A 19,038-nucleotide genomic window follows, 5' to 3' on the forward strand; every position below is an offset into this window, starting at 1 on the left:
TATAAAAGAGACCTCCGAATGGAGGTCTCTGTGTTTGTAATCTTATTTTGGTTTGTAGGCTGAGTTTGCCGCTTATTCCGCGACGCCGCCTTGGGTTAGCTTCGCTGGATTAAGCAATCGTTCTAGCGTTGCTCTATCTAAATCGGTTTCTTCTTCTGCGACATCAATAATCGCACGCCCCTGCTTATAGGCTTTTTTCGCGACTTCTGCCGCTTTCAGGTAGCCAATGACCGGGTTGAGGGCCGTGACCAAAATTGGGTTTTTGGCGAGCGCTATATCCAAGTTATCTTGACGAACTTCAAATGTTGCAATGGCCTTATCGGCTAAAGCGGTTGCGCTGTTAGCGAGCAACTCGATGCTCTCCAATACGTTATGAGCAATGACAGGTAGCATGACGTTTAGTTGGAAGTTGCCTGCTTGGCCCGCGACGGTAATCGTGGTGTCATTACCAATGACTTGCGCTGAGGCCATAGCTGCGGCTTCTGGGATCACAGGATTTACTTTGCCAGGCATGATGGAAGAACCCGGTTGCAAGCCTTGTAATTCAATCTCACCTAAACCAGCCAATGGGCCTGAGTTCATCCAGCGAAGATCGTTTGCGATCTTCATGATCGCAACTGCTGCTGTTTTGAGCTGTCCCGATAGGGCGACGATCGCATCTTGGCTGCTTAAATTGAAAAAGAAATTATCACTGGCTGTGAACTGAATACGAGTCGATTGTGTCAGGTTGCTAGCGAATAAGTCCGCAAAGCGTGGATCGGCATTGATCCCTGTGCCAACCGCCGTACCACCTTGGGCTAAGGCTTTTACCGCTGGCAGTGCTTGCTCAATCGCTTGCTTAGCATGGTCGATTTGGAACTGCCAACCGCCAAGCTCTTGAGCAAAGGTTATAGGCATCGCGTCCATTAAGTGAGTGCGCCCGGTTTTTACAACATCTTTCAGTGCTTGCTGCTTAGAATGTAGTGCTTGGCTGAGGTGTGACAAGGCCGGAAAGAGCTGTTTTTCAATGGCTAATGCTGCGCTAACTTGAATTGCGGTTGGCACCACATCGTTACTGCTTTGTCCCATGTTGACGTGATCATTAGGACTGACGGTACCGCCTAGATGCTGGGAGGCCAGTGTTGCAATCACTTCATTCGCATTCATATTTGAGCTGGTGCCTGAACCGGTTTGAAATACGTCAATTGGAAATTGCTCAATATGATTGCCCTCGATAATCGCCTGAGCTGCGTCAGCAATCGCATTAGCGATATCACCTTCAAGCAGCCCCAATTGTGCGTTGGTGAGTGCCGCAGTCTGCTTGATGTGTGCCAACGCTTGGATGAAGCCAGATGGCATCTTATGTTGACTGAATGAGAAGTTATCGACGGCGCGCTGAGTTTGGGCTTGGTAGAGTGCATCTTCTGGGACTTTCACTTCGCCCATACTGTCAGTTTCTATGCGGAATTCGGTGTTCATAGTAGGGATCCTTTTGGTTAATCGAGTGAGATTTGAATCAGGCGTAATTGTTGTTGTAATGCGAGAAATTTCACGTCGCCTTGTTCAAACTGATAGTAATAGCGTTTGAGGCAAAATAATGGCGTATGGATAGAATCGAGACAGACACGACGGAAGATGCGACTGCGAGTGGAGTCTTGAATTGCGTCTAGTAGATGGAAATAAACCTGACGCAAAAACAGCTCACACAACAATAGATTTTCTTCATCGGCATCGTGTTCATAGCAGGAAGACAACACCATTCCCCAATGAATATAGTCATGAATCACGTCTGGCTCAAAGCCGTGTGGTGCGGCGAGAAGGAATCTATCTTGTGCTTTAAAAAATGCGTTGAAGATGTCCCGTTTGTTGTCCATAACCACCTCTCATTTAATGTAATGATAATTATTATCAATTAAGTGGCGCGTTGGCAACCATTTTCAGAGTAAGAGGTTTGCAAAGAAAGCATTACGAAACAAAAGCCGACGTAAAAGCGTCGGCAGAGAGGGAATTATTTAGTCCTGAGGTGACAATGAGGTATCGACGTTTTGGATATCGGTGTCTTTATCTGTGGCCATTACTCTGTAAATAAGGTTTCGTACTTCACAAACGCGGTTTGTGTTTCGCCGTAATAAAGTGTACCTCCAGATTGAATGACGACTCTTAACCAACTTTCTGCGGATGCTGGTCTTGGTAAGGTAATGTACCAACTTTTTCCAGCCTGATCGGCGGGCTTCATATCAATCGGCTGAGCATTTTTCTCTTCGTCATTAACGATGGAAACTTTGACCCCTTCGAGTGGATAGGCGGCATTGAGTGACAATTCTAAGCCATTTTTCGTGAGCTGTTCTGAGCGAAACTTCACTTTAAAGTCGCCATTTTCCATGTCACACAGTCCACTGGTGTAACGACAGTTAGACTTACTCGCGAGTTTGTAAGTTTCCCCTTCTTGTGCCGCGTGGGGTTTCTCGCTGAGTGCCATATCGGTGCCGAAGTAGGCGATCAAAGAAAGAATCGGCGCAATCAGCAGAGCGAGAATAAAGTGCTTGTTTTTGAACATAAAATACTAATTCCATCAATTATCTGTTCATTTTAACTGGCTAAAATCATTAATAACTTCGTTAATGATTTTGAAGGTAGAGCAACTAGCTTGCTGCAATCTTTGCCTTGTTCTAAACGATTGTTTCTGCGTTCCCCGAACATATAACCAATGCCATTCGTGTGCTTCCTTGCTACGGCTCAGGGAATCTAATTATTAGAATAAGTTAGGTGAATAAAAAAGCCCCAAGTGGGGCTTTTGTGGCTTGCGTTATATTTTAGTGATCCACGGCATCGCCTGCACCAACAGGGACACGAACGTGTTCAACAAGATCTTTAACTTCTTGAGGTGTTTCCGCTGTAACTTTCGATACCGCGAATGCCACGATGAAGTTAAATAGGGCGCCGATAGCACCAAACGCGTTTGGCTCAATACCTAGGAACCAGTTGGTTCCCCAGCTTTCTAGATATTTCCAGTCAGCAACGAATAGGATGCCTTTGTGCTGGAATACGTAGAACAGTGTGATACTGATACCGGCAATCATACCGGCGATTGCGCCTTCTTTATTGATGCCTTTACTGAAGATACCCATCATCAACGCAGGGAAGATGGATGATGCAGCAAGACCAAAGGCGAGCGCCACCGTACCAGCTGCAAAGCCAGGAGGATTCAATCCGAGATAGCCTGCGGCTGCGATTGCCACCGCCATCGAGATTCGGCTGGCAAGCAGCTCCTTCTTCTCGGATATGTTCGGATTTATAACCCCTTTGATTAAGTCATGGGAAATTGCCGACGAAATAGCGAGCAACAGACCTGCAGCTGTGGATAGTGCTGCAGCGAGACCACCAGCGGCAACGAGTGCAATGACCCAGTTTGGTAACTTAGCGATTTCTGGGTTTGCTAGTACCATGATGTCACGGTCAACTCGCAATTCATTGGTGTCAGGGTTTGAGGTGTACTCGATCAGGCCATCGCCATTCTTATCATCAAAGCCTAATAGACCTGTTGTTTCCCAGTTTTTGAACCAATCAGGGCGCTCATCATACGCAAGGTGTTGGCCCGGAGCTGGGTTAACGGTATCCATTAGGTTTAGACGAGCCATTGCTGAAACTGCTGGCGCTGTTGTGTATAGAATCGCGATGAACACAAGTGCCCAGCCAGCAGAAGTACGCGCATCACGTACCTTAGGTACCGTAAAGAAACGGATGATAACGTGTGGTAGACCCGCAGTACCGATCATCAATGACATGGTGTAAACGAACATGTTTAGTGTGCTACCGCGAACCTGTGTGGTGTACTCACTAAAGCCGAGTTCGGTCACCACTTGGTCGAGCCTATCGAGCAGATAAACATCGGTGCCTTGAATGGTACTCCCGAGGCCAATCTGAGGTAGCGGGTTACCTGTAAGTTGCAGAGAGATAAAGATTGCAGGGATAGTGTAAGCAAGAATGAGTACGCAATATTGAGCAATCTGCGTGTAAGTGATGCCTTTCATACCGCCAAGTACGGCGTACATGAATACGATACACATACCAATCAGTAGGCCTGTTGAGTAATCAACTTCTAGGAAGCGACCGAAGGCAACGCCAACGCCTTTCATCTGGCCGATAACATAAGTGACCGATGCGATGATAAGACAGATAACCGCCACGATACGTGCCGTGTTCGAGTAGAAGCGTTCACCAACAAACTCTGGCACCGTAAACTTACCAAACTTACGTAGATAAGGGGCGAGTAGTAGCGCAAGCAGTACGTAACCGCCAGTCCAACCCATTAGGAATACGGAGCCGCCGTAACCCATAAAGGCAATCAGACCCGCCATTGAGATGAACGATGCCGCCGACATCCAGTCAGCAGCGGTTGCCATACCGTTAGCGATTGGGTTGACCCCGCCACCAGCGACATAGAACTCTTTGGTTGACCCCGCACGCGCCCAGATCGCAATACCGATGTAGAGGACGAAGGTTGCACCAACAACCAAGTAGGTAATAGTTTTCAAATCCATCTGAGTTACTCCTTACTCATCTACGCCGAATTCACGGTCGATTTGGCGCATCTTCCATGCGTAATAGAAAATAATACCTAGGAAGGTGTAGATGGAGCCTTGCTGAGCAAACCAGAAACCAAGTTTGTATCCACCTAATTGAAATTGATTAAGTACGTCGACAAATAAAATGCCGCAGCCGAAAGACACTACGAACCAGATGACCATAAGGCCAATCATGAGCTTCACGTTTTTGTCCCAATAGGCTTTGGCTCTTTCTTCGCTTTCAAATGCCATTGCCGTCTCCTTACGATTGGTATTGTTGTTAAAAAAATGTTTCAACATGTACATTAGCAAGGTGTTGGCAAGAACTCTTTTCAACTTTAGTCGGGGTATAAAAAATAAAAAACTCCCGTGATATGGGCGCTTAGAGAAGAGTTAGGGTTATTTGTTAATGTTAAAAAGCTGTTAAATTAGCCAAAGGTCTAAGGAGAAAAATGATAAAAAGCACGAATAAGAGACGTGATTAATTTTTTCTTCATTGATTTTAGCGATCCTTAACAGAAACATTCTGCGTTCTTCTTTTTATCAATCAGCGAAAAAATTGGCGTGAAAAATTCACAAGTAATTTATTTACATAAAGTTTTCGTACCAAATCACCGTTTTAGCGCACAATAAAGTAATATAACTGAGTCATTCTCGTACAACCTCGCGCTTTGGGACGGTTTAAGGAGGAGGCAGATTAAGGCATTAACTTATTAACGAAGTCGCCTTAGCTCATCACAAGCATATCGTTTTTCATTAAGGGAGGGTGAGAATGGACGCAGACACCATTAACAGTTTTTTTCTTATAGGTGCGTTGTTAATCGCACTTAGCGTTCTTTTAAGCCCAGTTTCCTCTAAGTTGGGAATCCCAATTCTTTTGGTATTTTTAGCCGTTGGAATGCTGGCGGGGGAAGACGGTTTAGGCGGTATTTTATTTGATAATTTTTCGATCGCTTACTTGGTCAGTAACCTCGCATTAGCCATCATTTTGCTCGATGGTGGTATGAGAACACGGGTTGCCAGCTTTAGGGTGGCGTTATGGCCTTCGGTGTCCTTGGCAACGTTTGGGGTTGCGATCACCACTATTTTGACCGGGCTGATGGCAACGTGGTTATTCGACTTAGACTTGCTGCAAGGTATATTAGTTGGTGCGATTGTCGGCTCCACAGATGCTGCCGCGGTTTTTTCTCTACTCAAAGGTCGTAGTCTTAACGAACGTGTTGGCTCAACGCTGGAAATTGAATCTGGCACCAATGACCCTATGGCGGTGTTTCTGACTGTTACTCTGATTGCTATTTTAGCGAACCCAGATGCAGATTTGAGTGTGGGCTTTTTGGCGCTCAGTTTTCTTAAGCAGTTTGGTATTGGTGCTTTACTCGGTTTTGCTGGTGGCTGGATTTTGTGGAAGGTCATCAATCGTAATCAACTGCCGGATGGCTTATATTCGATTTTAACCGTCAGTGGTGGATTGCTGATTTTCGCTTTATCTAATGCATTAGGTGGCAGCGGTATTCTGTCAATTTATCTGGTTGGTTTACTGTTAGGTAATCGTCCAACACGTAGCCGCCATTCCATTCTTCATGTTCTAGATGGCATGACGTGGCTAGCTCAAATCGGTATGTTCCTCGTGCTTGGTTTATTGGTTACGCCTTCCAACTTGCTTTCTATTGCGTTGCCTGGTTTGGCGTTGGCCTTTGGGATGATTTTATTTGCCCGTCCAATCTCGGTTTGGATCGGTTTACTGCCATTCAAGAGTTTCACACCACGTGAAAAGTGGTTTGTTTCTTGGGTGGGCTTGCGCGGTGCTGTCCCAATCATTCTGGCGGTATTTCCAATGATGGCAGGATTGCCAGATGCGCAGTTGTACTTCAATTTGGCGTTTTTCGTGGTAATGGTCTCTTTGATTGTGCAAGGCGGCACATTGACTAAAGCGATGTCTCTGGCGAAGGTAGAGCTGCCTTCTAAACCTGAGCCAATTTCACGCACTGGTGTGGAGATTTACCCTACCAGTGAGTGGGAGCTATTTATCTATAAGCTTAAAGCGGATAAATGGTGTATTGGTGAACCATTGCGTAGTCTTTCGATGCCGGATGGAACGCGCATCGCCGCAGTATTTCGCAATAAGGCGTTATTGCATCCGTCAGGCAGCACGCGCCTCGAAGAAGACGATACCTTGTGTGTGTTGGCGCAAGAAAAGGATTTGGATTCTCTGAGCTTGCTATTTAGTGAAGCGCCTGAGAAAGCGTCATTGGCACGATTCTTTGGTGATTTCTTCCTAGATATTGAAGTGAACCTTGCCGATATCGCGATGATGTATGGCCTGAACTTGGGCGATGAGTCACTCGATAAAAGCTTAAGAAACCTTGTAGAAGAACAATTGGGGACTACACCAGTGTTAGGGGACCAATTCGAGTGGCAAGGCTTGCAATGGATCATTGCCGATGTCGTTGACCAACAAGTCACCAAAGTGGGTATCCGTTTGCCAAGCGAGCAAAGCCTGCTCGCTGACGAGGAGTGAACCTAGTCGTTCATCTCCGTTAGCATGATGACGGCTTGTGTGCGGTTTTTTACGCCGAGCTTGCGGAAAATCGCCGTCATATGCGCTTTGATGGTGGCTTCTGAAACATTCAATTCGTAGGCGATTTGCTTGTTCAGTAAGCCATCTGACAACATCCCCAACACCTTATATTGCTGTGGCGTTAGCGCAGCAATCTTCTCCGCTAAGTCATTACATGCCGCGTTATTGGTGATCAGCCCTTCAGGAAAATACGGGTCGCCATTGAGCACTTGATTGAGCGCATTCACCAATTCGCGCATATCGCTCGATTTCGGAATAAAACCAAACGCACCATGGCTTTTCACTTGTGTCACGATCGCTGGCTCTTCACTAGCCGAGACGACGACGATTGGTAAGTCTGGGTGTTCTGCTCGCAAGTGAATCAAGCCAGACATACCATTTGCTCCTGGCATTTTGAGATCCAATAGCACCAAATCTGGCTCTTCTTCTCGCTCTAACAAAGCCAGTAGTGCGTCGAGTGAGTCCGCTTCAAGCAAATTTGCCCCACTGATTGCCATGTGGATAGATTGAAACAAGGCATTACGGAAGAGTGGGTGATCATCTGCAATGATGATGGTGTAGGTCGAATCCATGACGTTAAACACTTTTGACTATTTCGTTAAATTTATTATTGTCCAGCTTTGAGAGAGTGGACAATATTTATTCGCTAAAAGTCTGAACCAAATCGACTTTTATTAGGAAAATTGCATATAAGCGCAATTTTCTCATTCAAATCTGGGTAATAAAAAACGCCAGTGGTCATCACTGGCGTTTGAATATCTGATGATCAGAATTGTTGGATGTGCTCTAAGAAAGGCTCGGCTTGCATAAAGCCGGTTAAACGTGCGTTTGAAATGTGCTCGCCATTCGCATCCCAGAACTCGATGGTTGGCAAGCCAAGTACGTTCATGTGTTTGAGTAACTCAATATCTTGCACTTGGTTCTTGGTTACATCAGCTTGCAAAAGAACAAAGTCTTTTAGCTTGGCTTCGACGTTTGGATCATGGAAGGTGTACTTTTCAAACTCTTTACACGCCACACACCAATCGGCGTAGAAGTCGAGCATCACAGGTTTGCCAACTGCTTTGGCTAGCGCTAGTTGTTCTTCCAACTCTGCAACATTGGCAATGCGTGTAAAGCTTACGGAAGTTTGTTGAGCTTGCGTTGCGTTATTACCAAACCAGTAATTTAATACTGGCTGTGCTGACGCGAGCAAACCCAATACGGCGATGATGCCAACGGCGCTTTGTTTCCAGCCACCAAACTCCAAGCTGTTTTTCACATGATACAGCCAACCAAAGGCAGCGATGCCCAGTGTTGACCACAGAATTGTTGACCACATTTCTGGCATGATGCGTTCCAACAAGAAGATAGGCGCAGCAAGCAGAATAAAGCCGAACAGCGTTTTCACGCGGTCCATCCAACCGCCGGCTTTTGGTAGCAACTTGTTGCCAAATACCGCTACAAGGATCAACGGAATACCCATGCCCATCGCCAGCGCGTAAAGGGCGACCCCACCGGTGAGTAAGTCGCCACTTTGTGCGACGTAAAGCAGCGCACCAGAGAGTGGGGCGGTAGTACACGGAGAACAAACCAAGCCAGATATTGCCCCCATTGCAAACACGCCAGCACTGCTACCACCTTGCTGCTTGTTACTTAAGTTATTCAGCCACGTTTGCACGCTGCTTGGTAACTGCAATGAGTACAGACCAAACATCGACATAGCTAATGCAATGAACAGTACACTCAAACCAATCAGCACATAAGGGTGTTGCATCGCCGCTTGGAACTGCATACCCGCAGACGCCACTACAAGGCCGAGCAGCGTGTAAGTCAGCGCCATGCCTTGTACGTAAATAAATGACAAACCAAGCGCACGACGTTGGCTCAGTTTGCCGCTACCAAGCACGATGCTGGTGAGAATGGGATACATCGGCAGTACACAAGGGGTAAATGCTAGACCCACACCAAGTGCCAAAAACAACAACGGCGTCCACCACTTGTCGGCTAGATTCGCGGCTAAGCTATCTTGCTCACTGACTGGTACTGAAGTGGTGGTTGATTTTGTTGTTGGCTGTGCTTGTTCTGTCGCTGGTGCCTTGGCAGTCGGTGCTACGGTGTCGGAATTGGATGAAGAAAACGCGCTGATTGGAATCTCACGCGTTTCTGGTGGGTAGCAGAAGCCCGCTTTCGCACAGCCTTGATATTGCACAATGACACGTGCGCCCTCTTGCCAATTACTCATTGGGATATTGACAAATAGTGGTGTGGTATAGATATGCACATCACCAAAGAATTCATCTTTATGTGGCGTGCCGTTTTCCATTTGCAGTTCGCCCAGTGAGATGTTCTCACCAGACACAGATAAACGCTCTTGATACAGGTAATAACCATCGCGTACCTGCCAATCGAGCATCAATTTGTCGTCTTGCTGGTAGAAATTAAACGGAAATGCCTGATCGACCGGAACAAAGCTGTCGCTGCTGCTACCAAAACTGTTGTTCTGGCTATTGGTAAACTGGTCTTTGCCAAATAAAGCTAAAGACGGAGTGGAAAAGGTAATGAGCCCTAAGAGTAAAACGGAAAGTAATGCGCGCATAAAAGAGTCAATTCATCTTAGATAATTGCCGTTAGTGTAACTCAATCAGACCCGGAGGCGAGTCAATAAGTTTCATGAAAATGAAGATTTATTGAGCATAAATCAAGACAACAGGCAATAAAAAAGGGAGCCGAAGCTCCCCGAGTAAGACTCTGTTTCTACTAGATCAGTAGACCACCGAATGCGAAGCCAAGTGCTACCGCAGAAGCAATGGTTACCACACCAGGTACAAAGAATGGGTGGTTGAATACGTACTTACCGATACGCGTTGAACCCGTGTCGTCCATCTCAACCGCTGCTAGAAGCGTTGGGTAAGTTGGCAGTACGAATAGCGCACTTACTGCTGCGAAAGATGCAACGGCGGTTAGTGGTGCCACACCGATAGCAAGTGCTGCTGGCATCAGCGCAACCGTGGTTGCACCTTGCGAGTAAAGCAGCATAGACGCGAAGAATAGAACAAGCGCTAGCATCCATGGGTAGTCTGCTAGTAGTGCTCCAGCGACTTCTTTGATGCCGTCAACGTGCGCGTTAACGAACGTAGAACCTAACCATGCCACACCAAGAACACACACACACGCTGTCATACCAGAGCGGAATGTTGCTGCGGCTGGAATTTTGCCAGCATCAATTTTACAGCTCATTACGATCGCCGCGGCTGCTGCCAGCATGACTGTCATGATTGCTTCGTTACGACCCAGTGCTGGGTTCTCGATTAGACCCACTGAACCAGAGATAGCCGCTGCGTAGCACACGACGAAAGCGATAGCGCCAAGGAAGATGAACGTCGCTTTTTTCGCCGTTGGTAGGATTTCACGTTTTGTTTCAGTGTTTAGCTTGATTAGGCCTTTCTCTAGACGCTCTTGGTATTCAGGATCGTCTTTTAGCTCACAGCCCATGAAGTTCGCAACGAATGCACCGATCATACAAGCGATGAACGTGGTTGGAATACAGATCGCAAGTAGCGTTAGGTAATCCACACCAAACGGATGCAACATTGCCGCAAACGCTACAACAGCCGCTGAGATTGGCGAGGCAGTGATCGCGATTTGCGATGCGACAACCGCAATAGACAGAGGACGAGAAGGGCGCACACCTTGACCTTTCGCGACTTCTGCAATTACTGGCAAAGTAGAGAATGCCGTGTGGCCAGTACCCGCCATTAATGTCATTAGGTAAGTTACGATAGGCGCATAAAAGGTGATGCGCTCAGGATGCTTGCGCAAAAAGTTTTCAGCAACTTGCACCATCCAGTCTAAACCACCAGCCACTTGCATTGCTGCGATGGCCGTGATGACCGACATGATGATTAAAATTACGTCAACGGGAATGTAAGCTTGGCTTGTTGGTACGCCCAAGATCAAAGACAACGCAATGACCCCAGCACCACCGGCAAAACCAATGCCGATACCGCCGATTCTAGCCCCCAAATAGATGAAGAGCAGAACCACGAAGAGTTCGACCATGACCATATTGATACCTCTTTAGTTTTTATTTGATTCTGATTTTTTGAACACTCAGGAACAGGAGTAAATGCTCAGAGAATTAGAACCCAGTGGCCTAATGGCAATAAAAGCATATAAAAAATGTGGTTAACCGTATGAGAGCCTAAAAAAGGGGCCTGAGTGGCCCCCTTCGAATTAGTTATTACTCGTAGCGTTTCGCTTTGTAAGTTGGATGCATGAAGTTTTCTACTGACAAGATTTCATCAAGCTCTTCTGCGGTTAGCAGACCGCGCTCTAGCACAACTTCGCGAACACTCTTACCGGTTTCCGCACAAATCTTACCTACGATGTCACCTTCGTGGTGGCCGATGTATGGGTTTAGGTAAGTGACGATACCGATTGAGTTGTAAACGTAGTTTTCACAAGTCTCTTTATTGACTGTGATGCCGTCGATACATTTATCACGTAGGTTCACACACGCATTGTGTAGTAGAGAGATAGACTCAAACATGCTTTGTGCGATAACTGGTTCCATTACGTTTAGCTGTAGCTGACCGCCTTCTGCTGCGAAAGAAACCGTGTTGTCGTTACCTAGAACTTTAAAGCAAACTTGGTTTACTACTTCTGGGATAACTGGGTTTACTTTTGCTGGCATGATTGAAGAACCTGCTTGCATTTCAGGTAGGTTTAACTCATTTAGACCTGCGCGAGGGCCAGAAGAAAGTAGACGAAGGTCGTTACAGATCTTCGATAGTTTCACCGCTAGACGTTTTAGTGCACTGTGCGTCATTACGTATGCGCCACAGTCAGAAGTCGCTTCGATAAGGTCTTCTGCCGCAACAACGTCAAGACCTGTTACTTCCGCTAGGTGTTTTACTGCAAGAGCTTGGTAGCCAGTCGGTGTATTTAGACCTGTACCGATTGCGGTTGCGCCTAGGTTGATTTCTAGGAGTAGTTTAGAGGTGTAATCTAGAGCACGAATCTCTTCGTTTAGTGTTACTGCCCAAGCGTGGAACTCTTGACCTACAGTCATTGGTACCGCGTCTTGTAGCTGAGTACGACCCATTTTCAGTACATCTTTAAACTCAATTGCTTTAAGTTCGAATGCGCCTTTTAGGTACTCAATTGCTTCCATTAGTTTGTGTACGCTGTTGTAAACCGCGATACGGAAACCCGTTGGGTACGCACAGTTGGTTGATTGGCTCTTGTTTACGTGGTCATTTGGGTTAACAAATTCGTATTGACCTTTCTCTTTACCCATTAGCTCAAGCGCAACGTTTGCGATCACTTCGTTCGTGTTCATGTTCACTGAAGTGCCCGCACCACCTTGGAATACGTCTGATGGGAACTGATCCATGCACTTGCCAGTTTCTAGGATCAAATCACACGCTTCGATGATGTAGTTTGCAACGTCTTTTGGAATCGCACCAAGTTCTTTGTTTGCCAACGCCGCTGCTTTTTTGGTCATTACCATACCGCGTACAAATTCTGGTACGTCAGAGATGGTCATATTAGAGATGTTGAAGTTCTCGATCGCACGTAGCGTATGAATACCGTAGTACGCATCTGCAGGGACATGACGTTGACCTAATAGATCTTCTTCAATACGAGTGGCTGGGTTTGCTGTTTTTGGAGCATCAGATAGGGTAGCCATAGCAGGATCCTTAGATGATAATTCTGATAATAAAGTTATTTATTAGCCATTTCTGCAATCTAGAATCCATTCATCAGAATTTTTGGCTGGAAAATCCGTCCTGACTTATGTGGCACATGATACTGCACCTAGCGCATAAAAATAGTAACTAGATCACCTTTTTCGTTTTTCATGAGTCAATAATTTGCAAAGTATGAACGGGTTATTAATAACCCTTTATGGGTACTCGATTTTCCTCGACAAATATGGGTTTTTAGAGTTCGAAATTAGCACTTTAAAAGCACGAAAAAATCGGTATGCAATTGAATGAAACACTCCACTACTGCTTTTTCTGCGTAGGAAGAGACCAGTATGAACACGCTTTTTTACAACGATTCGTTTGAGCTTAGTCCGCTTTTACCATTACACTGAATTAAACAAAGGAGGGCGTGTGTTTCCTATCTTATTATTGGCGTTTATTTTTGTCCCGATCATTGAAATCGGCTTATTTATTCAGGTGGGCGGCTTTTTAGGTTTGTGGCCGACTATCGCATTAGTATTAATCACGGCATTTGTCGGTGCATCGTTGGTGCGCAGCCAAGGCATCCAAACTCTGATGTCTGTGCAGGGGCGTCTGGAACAAGGTGAAATTCCAGCCCAGCAAATTTTTGAAGGCGTAATGCTAGCGGTGGCTGGCGTGCTGCTGTTAACACCGGGCTTTATGACCGATGCTCTTGGTATGCTGGTGTTGCTTCCTGCGCCACGCGCCGCGATTGCCAAATACTTGATGAGTAAAATGGTGGTGAAAACCATGCATGGTGGTGGCTTCCAAGGTGGTTTCTCTAACCAAGGGCCATTTGAGCAAGACCCGTTTCGCCGTGACCCATTTAATTCCCAGTCAGAAGATGGCAATACCTTTGAAGGGGAATACGAGCGTAAAGACGATGATGATCGCAACAAGCTCAACTGATTGAGTCAGAGAGTAAAGAAAACAAAAGGGCGCACGAGCGCCCTTTTTTGTGTTTGGAATTCGTGGGGCTTACAACGCGCCTTCAAATCCCATTTGACGCCATGCTTCAAAAGCAATGATCGCAACGGCGTTCGAAAGGTTTAGGCTACGCGCATCTGGCATCATTGGAATGCGGATACGCTGCTCCATTGGCAAGCTATCGATGATTTCAGCAGGCAAGCCACGAGTTTCTGGACCAAACATCAATACGTCACCTGCTTGGTATTGTGCATCAACGTGGTGACCTGTGGTTTTGGTGGTGCAGGCAAACAATCGGTAGTTACCTTGTTTCTCTTTCTCTAAATATTCTAAGAATGCTTGATAGTTCTTATGACGCGTTACGCGAGCTAAATCATGGTAATCCAAACCAGCGCGGCGGACTTTCTTCTCTTCAAGATCGAAACCCAGAGGTTCAATTAAGTGAAGGTTTGCACCGCAGTTGGCACAAAGTCGAATGATGTTGCCGGTGTTCGGCGCGATTTCTGGTTCGTATAAAGCGATATCAAACATGGTATTGAAATAGAGTTGGTCAAATAGAGGGGCAGTATATACCCAAGTCACCAAGATATGCGAGATTCAGCAAGATTGACCTGGGTATGAAAGCAGGCATTAGCGCGGACGTTAATACCGTAAGTATCGATGCTCTTTATAATAGAGCGTGAGCGTAATTTTCTTCAACCGCTCGCCAGTTGACGACGTTCCACCATGCGTCAATGTATTCTGGACGACGGTTTTGGTAGCTGATGTAATACGCGTGCTCCCACACGTCAAGAGCGAGAATTGGCTCGCCGCGTACATCCACTACGTCCATCAGAGGGTTATCTTGATTGCTGGTGGACGTAATGTGAATCTCACCATCTTTTACGATCAGCCATGCAAAGCCAGACCCAAAGGTATTAATCGCGGCTTGGGCAAACGCTTCTTTAAATTGCGCAAAGCTACCAAATTTATCGTTAATTGCCTGAGCAAGTGCGCCTTGAGGCTCACCGCCACCGTTTGGAGACATGCAATTCCAATAAATGATGTGGTTGTAGTAGCCGCCGCCATTATTACGCACTGCAGGGCTGAGCTTAGAGATATTGTCAAAGATCTCGTCTAGCGACTGAGTTTCGAGCTCGCTCCCTTCAACGGCACTTACGAACTTATCGAAATAAGTCTTGTGATGTTTGCTGTAGTGCACTTCCATGGTTTTCGCGTCGATGTACGGCTCTAGTGAATCGTACGGGTAAGGCAGAGCGGGAAATGTATGTGACATAGTAAATCCTCCTTAATTGGAAAATTTACTTTAATGCTAACGATAATTATTATCAACTTTGATCTTTGTAAGGGTATTCGAAGGCGTTCCCATCCAATTTCTAAAGTGAAGATGAAGCCGTGAATCTCTCACTCTAGAAATAGGGTGTGGCTTACTGTTAGCTCATCGGCTTGAAGTTAACGATTGATAGGTAAGGTGATACTCATACGCAATCCGCCTAACGGACTTCGACTGGCGACGATCGTTCCACTGTGCTGGCGGATGGCACTTTCGGTAATGGTTAGGCCGAGACCCGTGCCGCCGGAGTGGCGATCGCGGGCAGTCGAAACGCGATAAAACGGGCGAAAAATCGCGGCTAATTCTTCTTCTGGAACGCCCTCGCCATTGTCATCAACCGTGATATGCAGCGTATCATCATCGGCCTTGATGTCTATTTGCACCTCATCTTTCCCGTAATAAATGGCGTTACGAACGATGTTTTCCACCGCACTCATCAGCAGTTTAGGATTGCCGGAGATACTTCGTTTTGGCAGTTCAGAATAGTGTAGGTGCTTACCCATTTGCTCAGCTTCAAACTGCGCATCTTTAATGATCTCTTCCCACAAACTTTCCAGTGGCTGCGTTTCGCGAGTCATATGGCTGTTCGCCTGCATGCGAGACAGTTCAAGCAATTCGCTGATCATCTGTTCCAAGCGCTGCGCTTCGGTATCGATACGAGTCAGTTCTGGGCTTTCACCCTGCTTACGCGTCGCTAATGCGCTCGCCATACGTAGGCGAGTTAAAGGTGAGCGTAACTCGTGAGAGATGTCGGATAGCAGGCGTTGCTGTCCTGAAATCATCTGATTGACCGCCTCGACCATCTGGTTGAAGCTGCTGCCAGCCTGACGAAACTCTGCTGTGCCTTTTTCTAAATTTGGGTCTGTGACAAATTCGCCTTTCGCGACACGTTGAGCGGCGGCTTCAAGACGACGCGCTGGCTGACTCAATGCCCAAGCAAGCCATAACAGCAGTGGTGTACTAACCAGCATGACCGCGAGCAATAGCTGGAATGGGTGATCAAACAGACGCAAGAGTAGTGGTGGTGGCTCATTCCACTTGAAGCCCACATACATCAAGATATCGGAGCCAGCCAAAGTAATTGGGATTGGACCTGCAATCATGTATCGACCATACAGTTTCTGCTTTGGCTGGTTGTAATCTTCGATACTGGTGACAAAGTTTTGCATGGCACGCAATTGGAAGTTACTGCGTTTTTCTGTCGTAAGAACATTACCGCTGTAGTCAGAAAAAAATACGCGCGGACGAGGGTCATGCTTACCGTGACGGTTACCCTCGATACGAAATAGTATTCGACCTAAATCAGTTTGCTGACTGTATTTTTGTTGGATTGCGTCACGCGTTTCTACCATACGTTTATAGTGCTCTTCTGGAATGTCGCGAGCTTTGCGAGGGTCCAAATGTGGCAGTGATAGCACAGCTATCAACACCAATAACATAGTGAACCAAAAAATGGCAAAGATGCGCCCATACAAGCTATTGATGTTTGGCAGTTTGATGCGTGATAGGCGCATTAATCCTCCTCAAGCAGCATATAGCCACGACCACGCAGGGTTTTGATTCGCGGCTTGCCATTGCTCTGATCTGGTAATTTTTTACGTAAGTTCGAAACATGCATATCGATCGCGCGATCAAAAGCGGCGAGTCGTTTACCAAGCACATCTAAGCTCAATGTTTCTTTAGTTAGCACTTGTCCTGGGTTTTGCACAAAGTGGGTCAACAGAGCAAACTCGGTTGCTGTGAGATCGAGCAACTGTTGATCGCAGTATGCTTCTTGTTTACCTGGGTAAAGACGGAGCTCTTGATACTCAATGCAATCGCTGTTTTTGGTGTTTTTCTGTGTGCTGCTGGTACGGCGTAAGATCGCACGGATACGTGCTAACAGTTCACGGTCACTAAAAGGTTTCGGTAAATAATCATCCGCGCCTAGCTCTAAACCGATCACGCGGTCAATTTCTTCCCCTTTAGCGGTCAGCATCAAGACAGGAGTTTCCCAGTTTTCACGCAAGCGTTTAAGGGTTTCCATGCCATTTAGCTTCGGCATCATGACATCCAACAAAATCAAATCAATCTTATCATTGACCGCAGCTAAGCCTGCTTCGCCATCATTTGCTTCGCTGACGTCAAATCCTTCGAAACTGAGTACTTCTTTTAATAAGCTGGTTAGCTCGATATCGTCATCAATTAAAAGAATGTTTGCCATGGGGGCACCTATAGTAAGTTACCGATAGCTTAATATTACATTGGAATGATGTGCTGCGAAGAGGGTAAAAATCACTCTTTACGATTCTTTACGCTCCCTATACGTCGCTTTACCTAGTGCGTCGTATTCTATACTCAAGCGCTGTGAGAACAGCTCAGAAGAATCACTCACCTGTGTAAGGAATCAAATTATGAAATCTGCAAAAAAACTTGTGTTAGCTGCTGTTGTTCTACCTCTTACTCTCGGCGCAGCAAGCGCATTCGCTTACGGTGGTAAAAACCATCATCAAGGCCCGCGTGATGAATGTGGCATGGGAATGGACCGCGGCATTATGCGTGATTTGAGTTTGACGGATGCTCAAAAAGATCAGCTTAAGTCTTTCCGTGAAGCAAACCGCGCACAGATGAAAGGCAAATATTCTGAAAATCGCGAAGCTCGTATGGCTGAGCGACAAGCACACCATGCAAAAATGCAGTCACTCTTACTAGCGGATAGTTTTGATGAAGCACAAGCGACCGCATTAGCAAAAGAAATGGTTGAACGCCAAACTGAGCATCGTGTGCAAATGCTAGAAAGAAAGCACCAAATGCTGAGCGTATTAACACCTGAGCAGAAAGCGAAATTTGTTGAGCTACAAAATGAACGCATGCAAGAGTGTGGCGATAGAATGCATAAGCGCATGGAAAAATACCGCAATAATTAAGTCATGAATTGATGTTATATAAAGAGGCAGCCATTGATTGCCTCTTTTTGATCTGGTTATTTCATGGGCATTCAATATACTCAACGTATGGTTTGAGTTAACTCTTTGATTATGAAACAGCAATATGCACGTTTAGTGACGACCGCAGCTTGGACTGCAACTATTGTGGCGACTCTTCTCTTGATTGTAAAAGTCATCACATGGTGGGTAACCGGCTCAGTTAGCCTATTGGCATCACTGATCGACTCAATGTTGGATATCGCCGCGTCGGTGGTAAATCTCGTTGTTGTCCGTTATGCCTTACAACCAGCAGACCGCGAACATACGTTTGGGCATGGTAAAGCTGAGTCTCTAGCGGCCTTGGCTCAGGCGATGTTTATTTCGGGGTCGGCGGTATTTTTGATCCTGAACGGGATTGACCGATTTTTCCGTCCACACGCACTGCATGCGCCGGAGCTCGGTGTTTATGTATCGCTGTTTGCGATTGTGGTCACACTTGGCTTGGTGATGTTCCAAAAACATGTGGTGCGCGTGACAGGGAGCCAAGCAATCGCGGCGGATTCTCTGCATTATCAGACTGATTTGTATATGAACGCTGCGATCATGGTGGCTCTGGGACTCAGCTACTTTGGCGTGACGCAAGCGGATGCGGTGTTTGCGATTGGCATTGGTGTCTTCATTCTTTACAGCGCCTTCAAAATGGTCAGCGAAGCGATTCAGACGTTATTAGACCGAAAGCTGCCGGATTCCGAATTGGAGCAAATCCGCAATGAATGTTTGAATGTGAAAGGGGTTCTTGGGGTTCATCAACTGCGTACCCGTATGTCAGGGCCGACACGCTTTATTCAGTTGCACTTGGAGCTAGACGATAACTTACGTTTAATCGAAGCGCACTATATTGCCGATAAAGTTGAGGAAAACCTTTTAGCTTTGTTTCCTGATGCGGATGTTTTGATCCATCAAGATCCATTGTCTGTCGTTTTTGGGCCAGAGAAAGAGCAAAAAGCGCAAGATTGGTAGGGCTCGAAAAATCAAT

The 19,038-nt window shown here is 46.3% G+C and carries 17 protein-coding genes; 4 read left to right on the forward strand and 13 right to left on the reverse strand.

Features of this window, described 5'->3' with window-relative positions; genetic code table 11:
• Positions 1 to 72: 72 nt before the first annotated feature.
• The 5 genes from MSG33_RS21865 to MSG33_RS21885 form a co-directional block, all read right to left on the reverse strand.
• Positions 73 to 1,458 (reverse strand): class II fumarate hydratase, encoded by a 1,386-nt coding sequence (locus MSG33_RS21865; protein ID WP_248382110.1) that lies wholly within the window; start codon positions 1,456 to 1,458, stop codon positions 73 to 75.
• 17 nt (positions 1,459 to 1,475) lie between these two features.
• Positions 1,476 to 1,853 (reverse strand): hypothetical protein, encoded by a 378-nt coding sequence (locus MSG33_RS21870; RefSeq protein ID WP_005382370.1) that lies wholly within the window; start codon positions 1,851 to 1,853, stop codon positions 1,476 to 1,478.
• Positions 1,854 to 2,053: 200 nt separating this feature from the next.
• The gene (locus MSG33_RS21875) at positions 2,054 to 2,536 is read right to left on the reverse strand and encodes a hypothetical protein (RefSeq protein ID WP_012841321.1); all 483 of its coding nucleotides are present in this window, start codon (positions 2,534 to 2,536) and stop codon (positions 2,054 to 2,056) included.
• A gap of 256 nt (positions 2,537 to 2,792) precedes the next feature.
• Positions 2,793 to 4,520: a sodium:solute symporter family protein gene (locus MSG33_RS21880; RefSeq protein WP_005397550.1), complete on the reverse strand. Its 1,728-nt coding sequence runs from the start codon at positions 4,518 to 4,520 to the stop codon at positions 2,793 to 2,795.
• Between the two features lie 12 nt (positions 4,521 to 4,532).
• Positions 4,533 to 4,796 (reverse strand): DUF4212 domain-containing protein, encoded by a 264-nt coding sequence (locus tag MSG33_RS21885; protein ID WP_005397548.1) that lies wholly within the window; start codon positions 4,794 to 4,796, stop codon positions 4,533 to 4,535.
• 520 nt (positions 4,797 to 5,316) lie between these two features.
• Between MSG33_RS21885 and MSG33_RS21890 the strand changes: the two genes are divergently transcribed.
• A complete protein-coding gene (locus MSG33_RS21890; RefSeq protein ID WP_248382112.1) occupies positions 5,317 to 7,062 on the forward strand; it encodes a potassium/proton antiporter in 1,746 nt (581 codons plus the stop codon).
• Positions 7,063 to 7,064: 2 nt separating this feature from the next.
• On the opposite strand, the gene MSG33_RS21895 is transcribed toward MSG33_RS21890, so the two are convergent.
• The 4 genes from MSG33_RS21895 to aspA all read right to left on the reverse strand — a co-directional run bounded on the left by MSG33_RS21895 (position 7,065) and on the right by aspA (position 12,796).
• Complete coding sequence (locus tag MSG33_RS21895; protein ID WP_005397542.1) at positions 7,065 to 7,694, reverse strand: response regulator transcription factor; 630 nt, start codon at positions 7,692 to 7,694, stop codon at positions 7,065 to 7,067.
• A 194-nt stretch (positions 7,695 to 7,888) separates the two neighbouring features.
• Positions 7,889 to 9,700: a protein-disulfide reductase DsbD gene (locus MSG33_RS21900; RefSeq protein ID WP_248382114.1), complete on the reverse strand. Its 1,812-nt coding sequence runs from the start codon at positions 9,698 to 9,700 to the stop codon at positions 7,889 to 7,891.
• Positions 9,701 to 9,861: 161 nt separating this feature from the next.
• Positions 9,862 to 11,169: an anaerobic C4-dicarboxylate transporter gene (locus tag MSG33_RS21905; RefSeq protein ID WP_248382116.1), complete on the reverse strand. Its 1,308-nt coding sequence runs from the start codon at positions 11,167 to 11,169 to the stop codon at positions 9,862 to 9,864.
• 175 nt (positions 11,170 to 11,344) lie between these two features.
• On the reverse strand, positions 11,345 to 12,796 hold the full coding sequence (gene aspA / locus MSG33_RS21910) for an aspartate ammonia-lyase (RefSeq protein ID WP_005397540.1): 1,452 nt from the start codon (positions 12,794 to 12,796) through the stop codon (positions 11,345 to 11,347).
• Between the two features lie 430 nt (positions 12,797 to 13,226).
• Here aspA and MSG33_RS21915 point away from each other — a divergent pair, with 430 nt between their 5' ends.
• The gene (locus tag MSG33_RS21915) at positions 13,227 to 13,745 is read left to right on the forward strand and encodes an FxsA family protein (RefSeq protein WP_109170183.1); all 519 of its coding nucleotides are present in this window, start codon (positions 13,227 to 13,229) and stop codon (positions 13,743 to 13,745) included.
• 69 nt (positions 13,746 to 13,814) lie between these two features.
• On the opposite strand, the gene trmL is transcribed toward MSG33_RS21915, so the two are convergent.
• From trmL to MSG33_RS21935, 4 genes are all read right to left on the reverse strand, one after another.
• Positions 13,815 to 14,294 carry a tRNA (uridine(34)/cytosine(34)/5-carboxymethylaminomethyluridine(34)-2'-O)-methyltransferase TrmL gene (gene trmL, locus MSG33_RS21920; protein ID WP_005382381.1) on the reverse strand — a complete coding sequence of 160 codons (480 nt, stop codon included), beginning with the start codon at positions 14,292 to 14,294 and terminating at the stop codon, positions 13,815 to 13,817.
• A 136-nt stretch (positions 14,295 to 14,430) separates the two neighbouring features.
• Positions 14,431 to 15,039, reverse strand: a complete 609-nt coding sequence (locus MSG33_RS21925) for a superoxide dismutase (RefSeq protein ID WP_005397537.1) — start codon at positions 15,037 to 15,039, stop codon at positions 14,431 to 14,433.
• A gap of 176 nt (positions 15,040 to 15,215) precedes the next feature.
• Positions 15,216 to 16,610, reverse strand: coding sequence for an envelope stress sensor histidine kinase CpxA (gene cpxA / locus MSG33_RS21930; protein WP_047010255.1), 1,395 nt, complete (start codon positions 16,608 to 16,610; stop codon positions 15,216 to 15,218).
• Positions 16,610 to 17,299 carry a response regulator gene (locus tag MSG33_RS21935; RefSeq protein ID WP_005397534.1) on the reverse strand — a complete coding sequence of 230 codons (690 nt, stop codon included), beginning with the start codon at positions 17,297 to 17,299 and terminating at the stop codon, positions 16,610 to 16,612. The genes cpxA and MSG33_RS21935 overlap by 1 nt, the downstream gene beginning before the upstream one ends.
• A 190-nt stretch (positions 17,300 to 17,489) precedes the next feature.
• Between MSG33_RS21935 and MSG33_RS21940 the strand changes: the two genes are divergently transcribed.
• Positions 17,490 to 18,002 carry a CpxP family protein gene (locus MSG33_RS21940; RefSeq protein ID WP_248382117.1) on the forward strand — a complete coding sequence of 171 codons (513 nt, stop codon included), beginning with the start codon at positions 17,490 to 17,492 and terminating at the stop codon, positions 18,000 to 18,002.
• Positions 18,003 to 18,113: 111 nt separating this feature from the next.
• The gene (fieF, locus tag MSG33_RS21945; protein ID WP_005397530.1) at positions 18,114 to 19,022 is read left to right on the forward strand and encodes a CDF family cation-efflux transporter FieF; all 909 of its coding nucleotides are present in this window, start codon (positions 18,114 to 18,116) and stop codon (positions 19,020 to 19,022) included.
• Positions 19,023 to 19,038 lie beyond the last annotated feature (16 nt).

It is taken from the genome of Vibrio sp. 1CM7H, from assembly GCF_023161645.1.
Classification (GTDB): domain Bacteria; phylum Pseudomonadota; class Gammaproteobacteria; order Enterobacterales; family Vibrionaceae; genus Vibrio; species Vibrio diabolicus.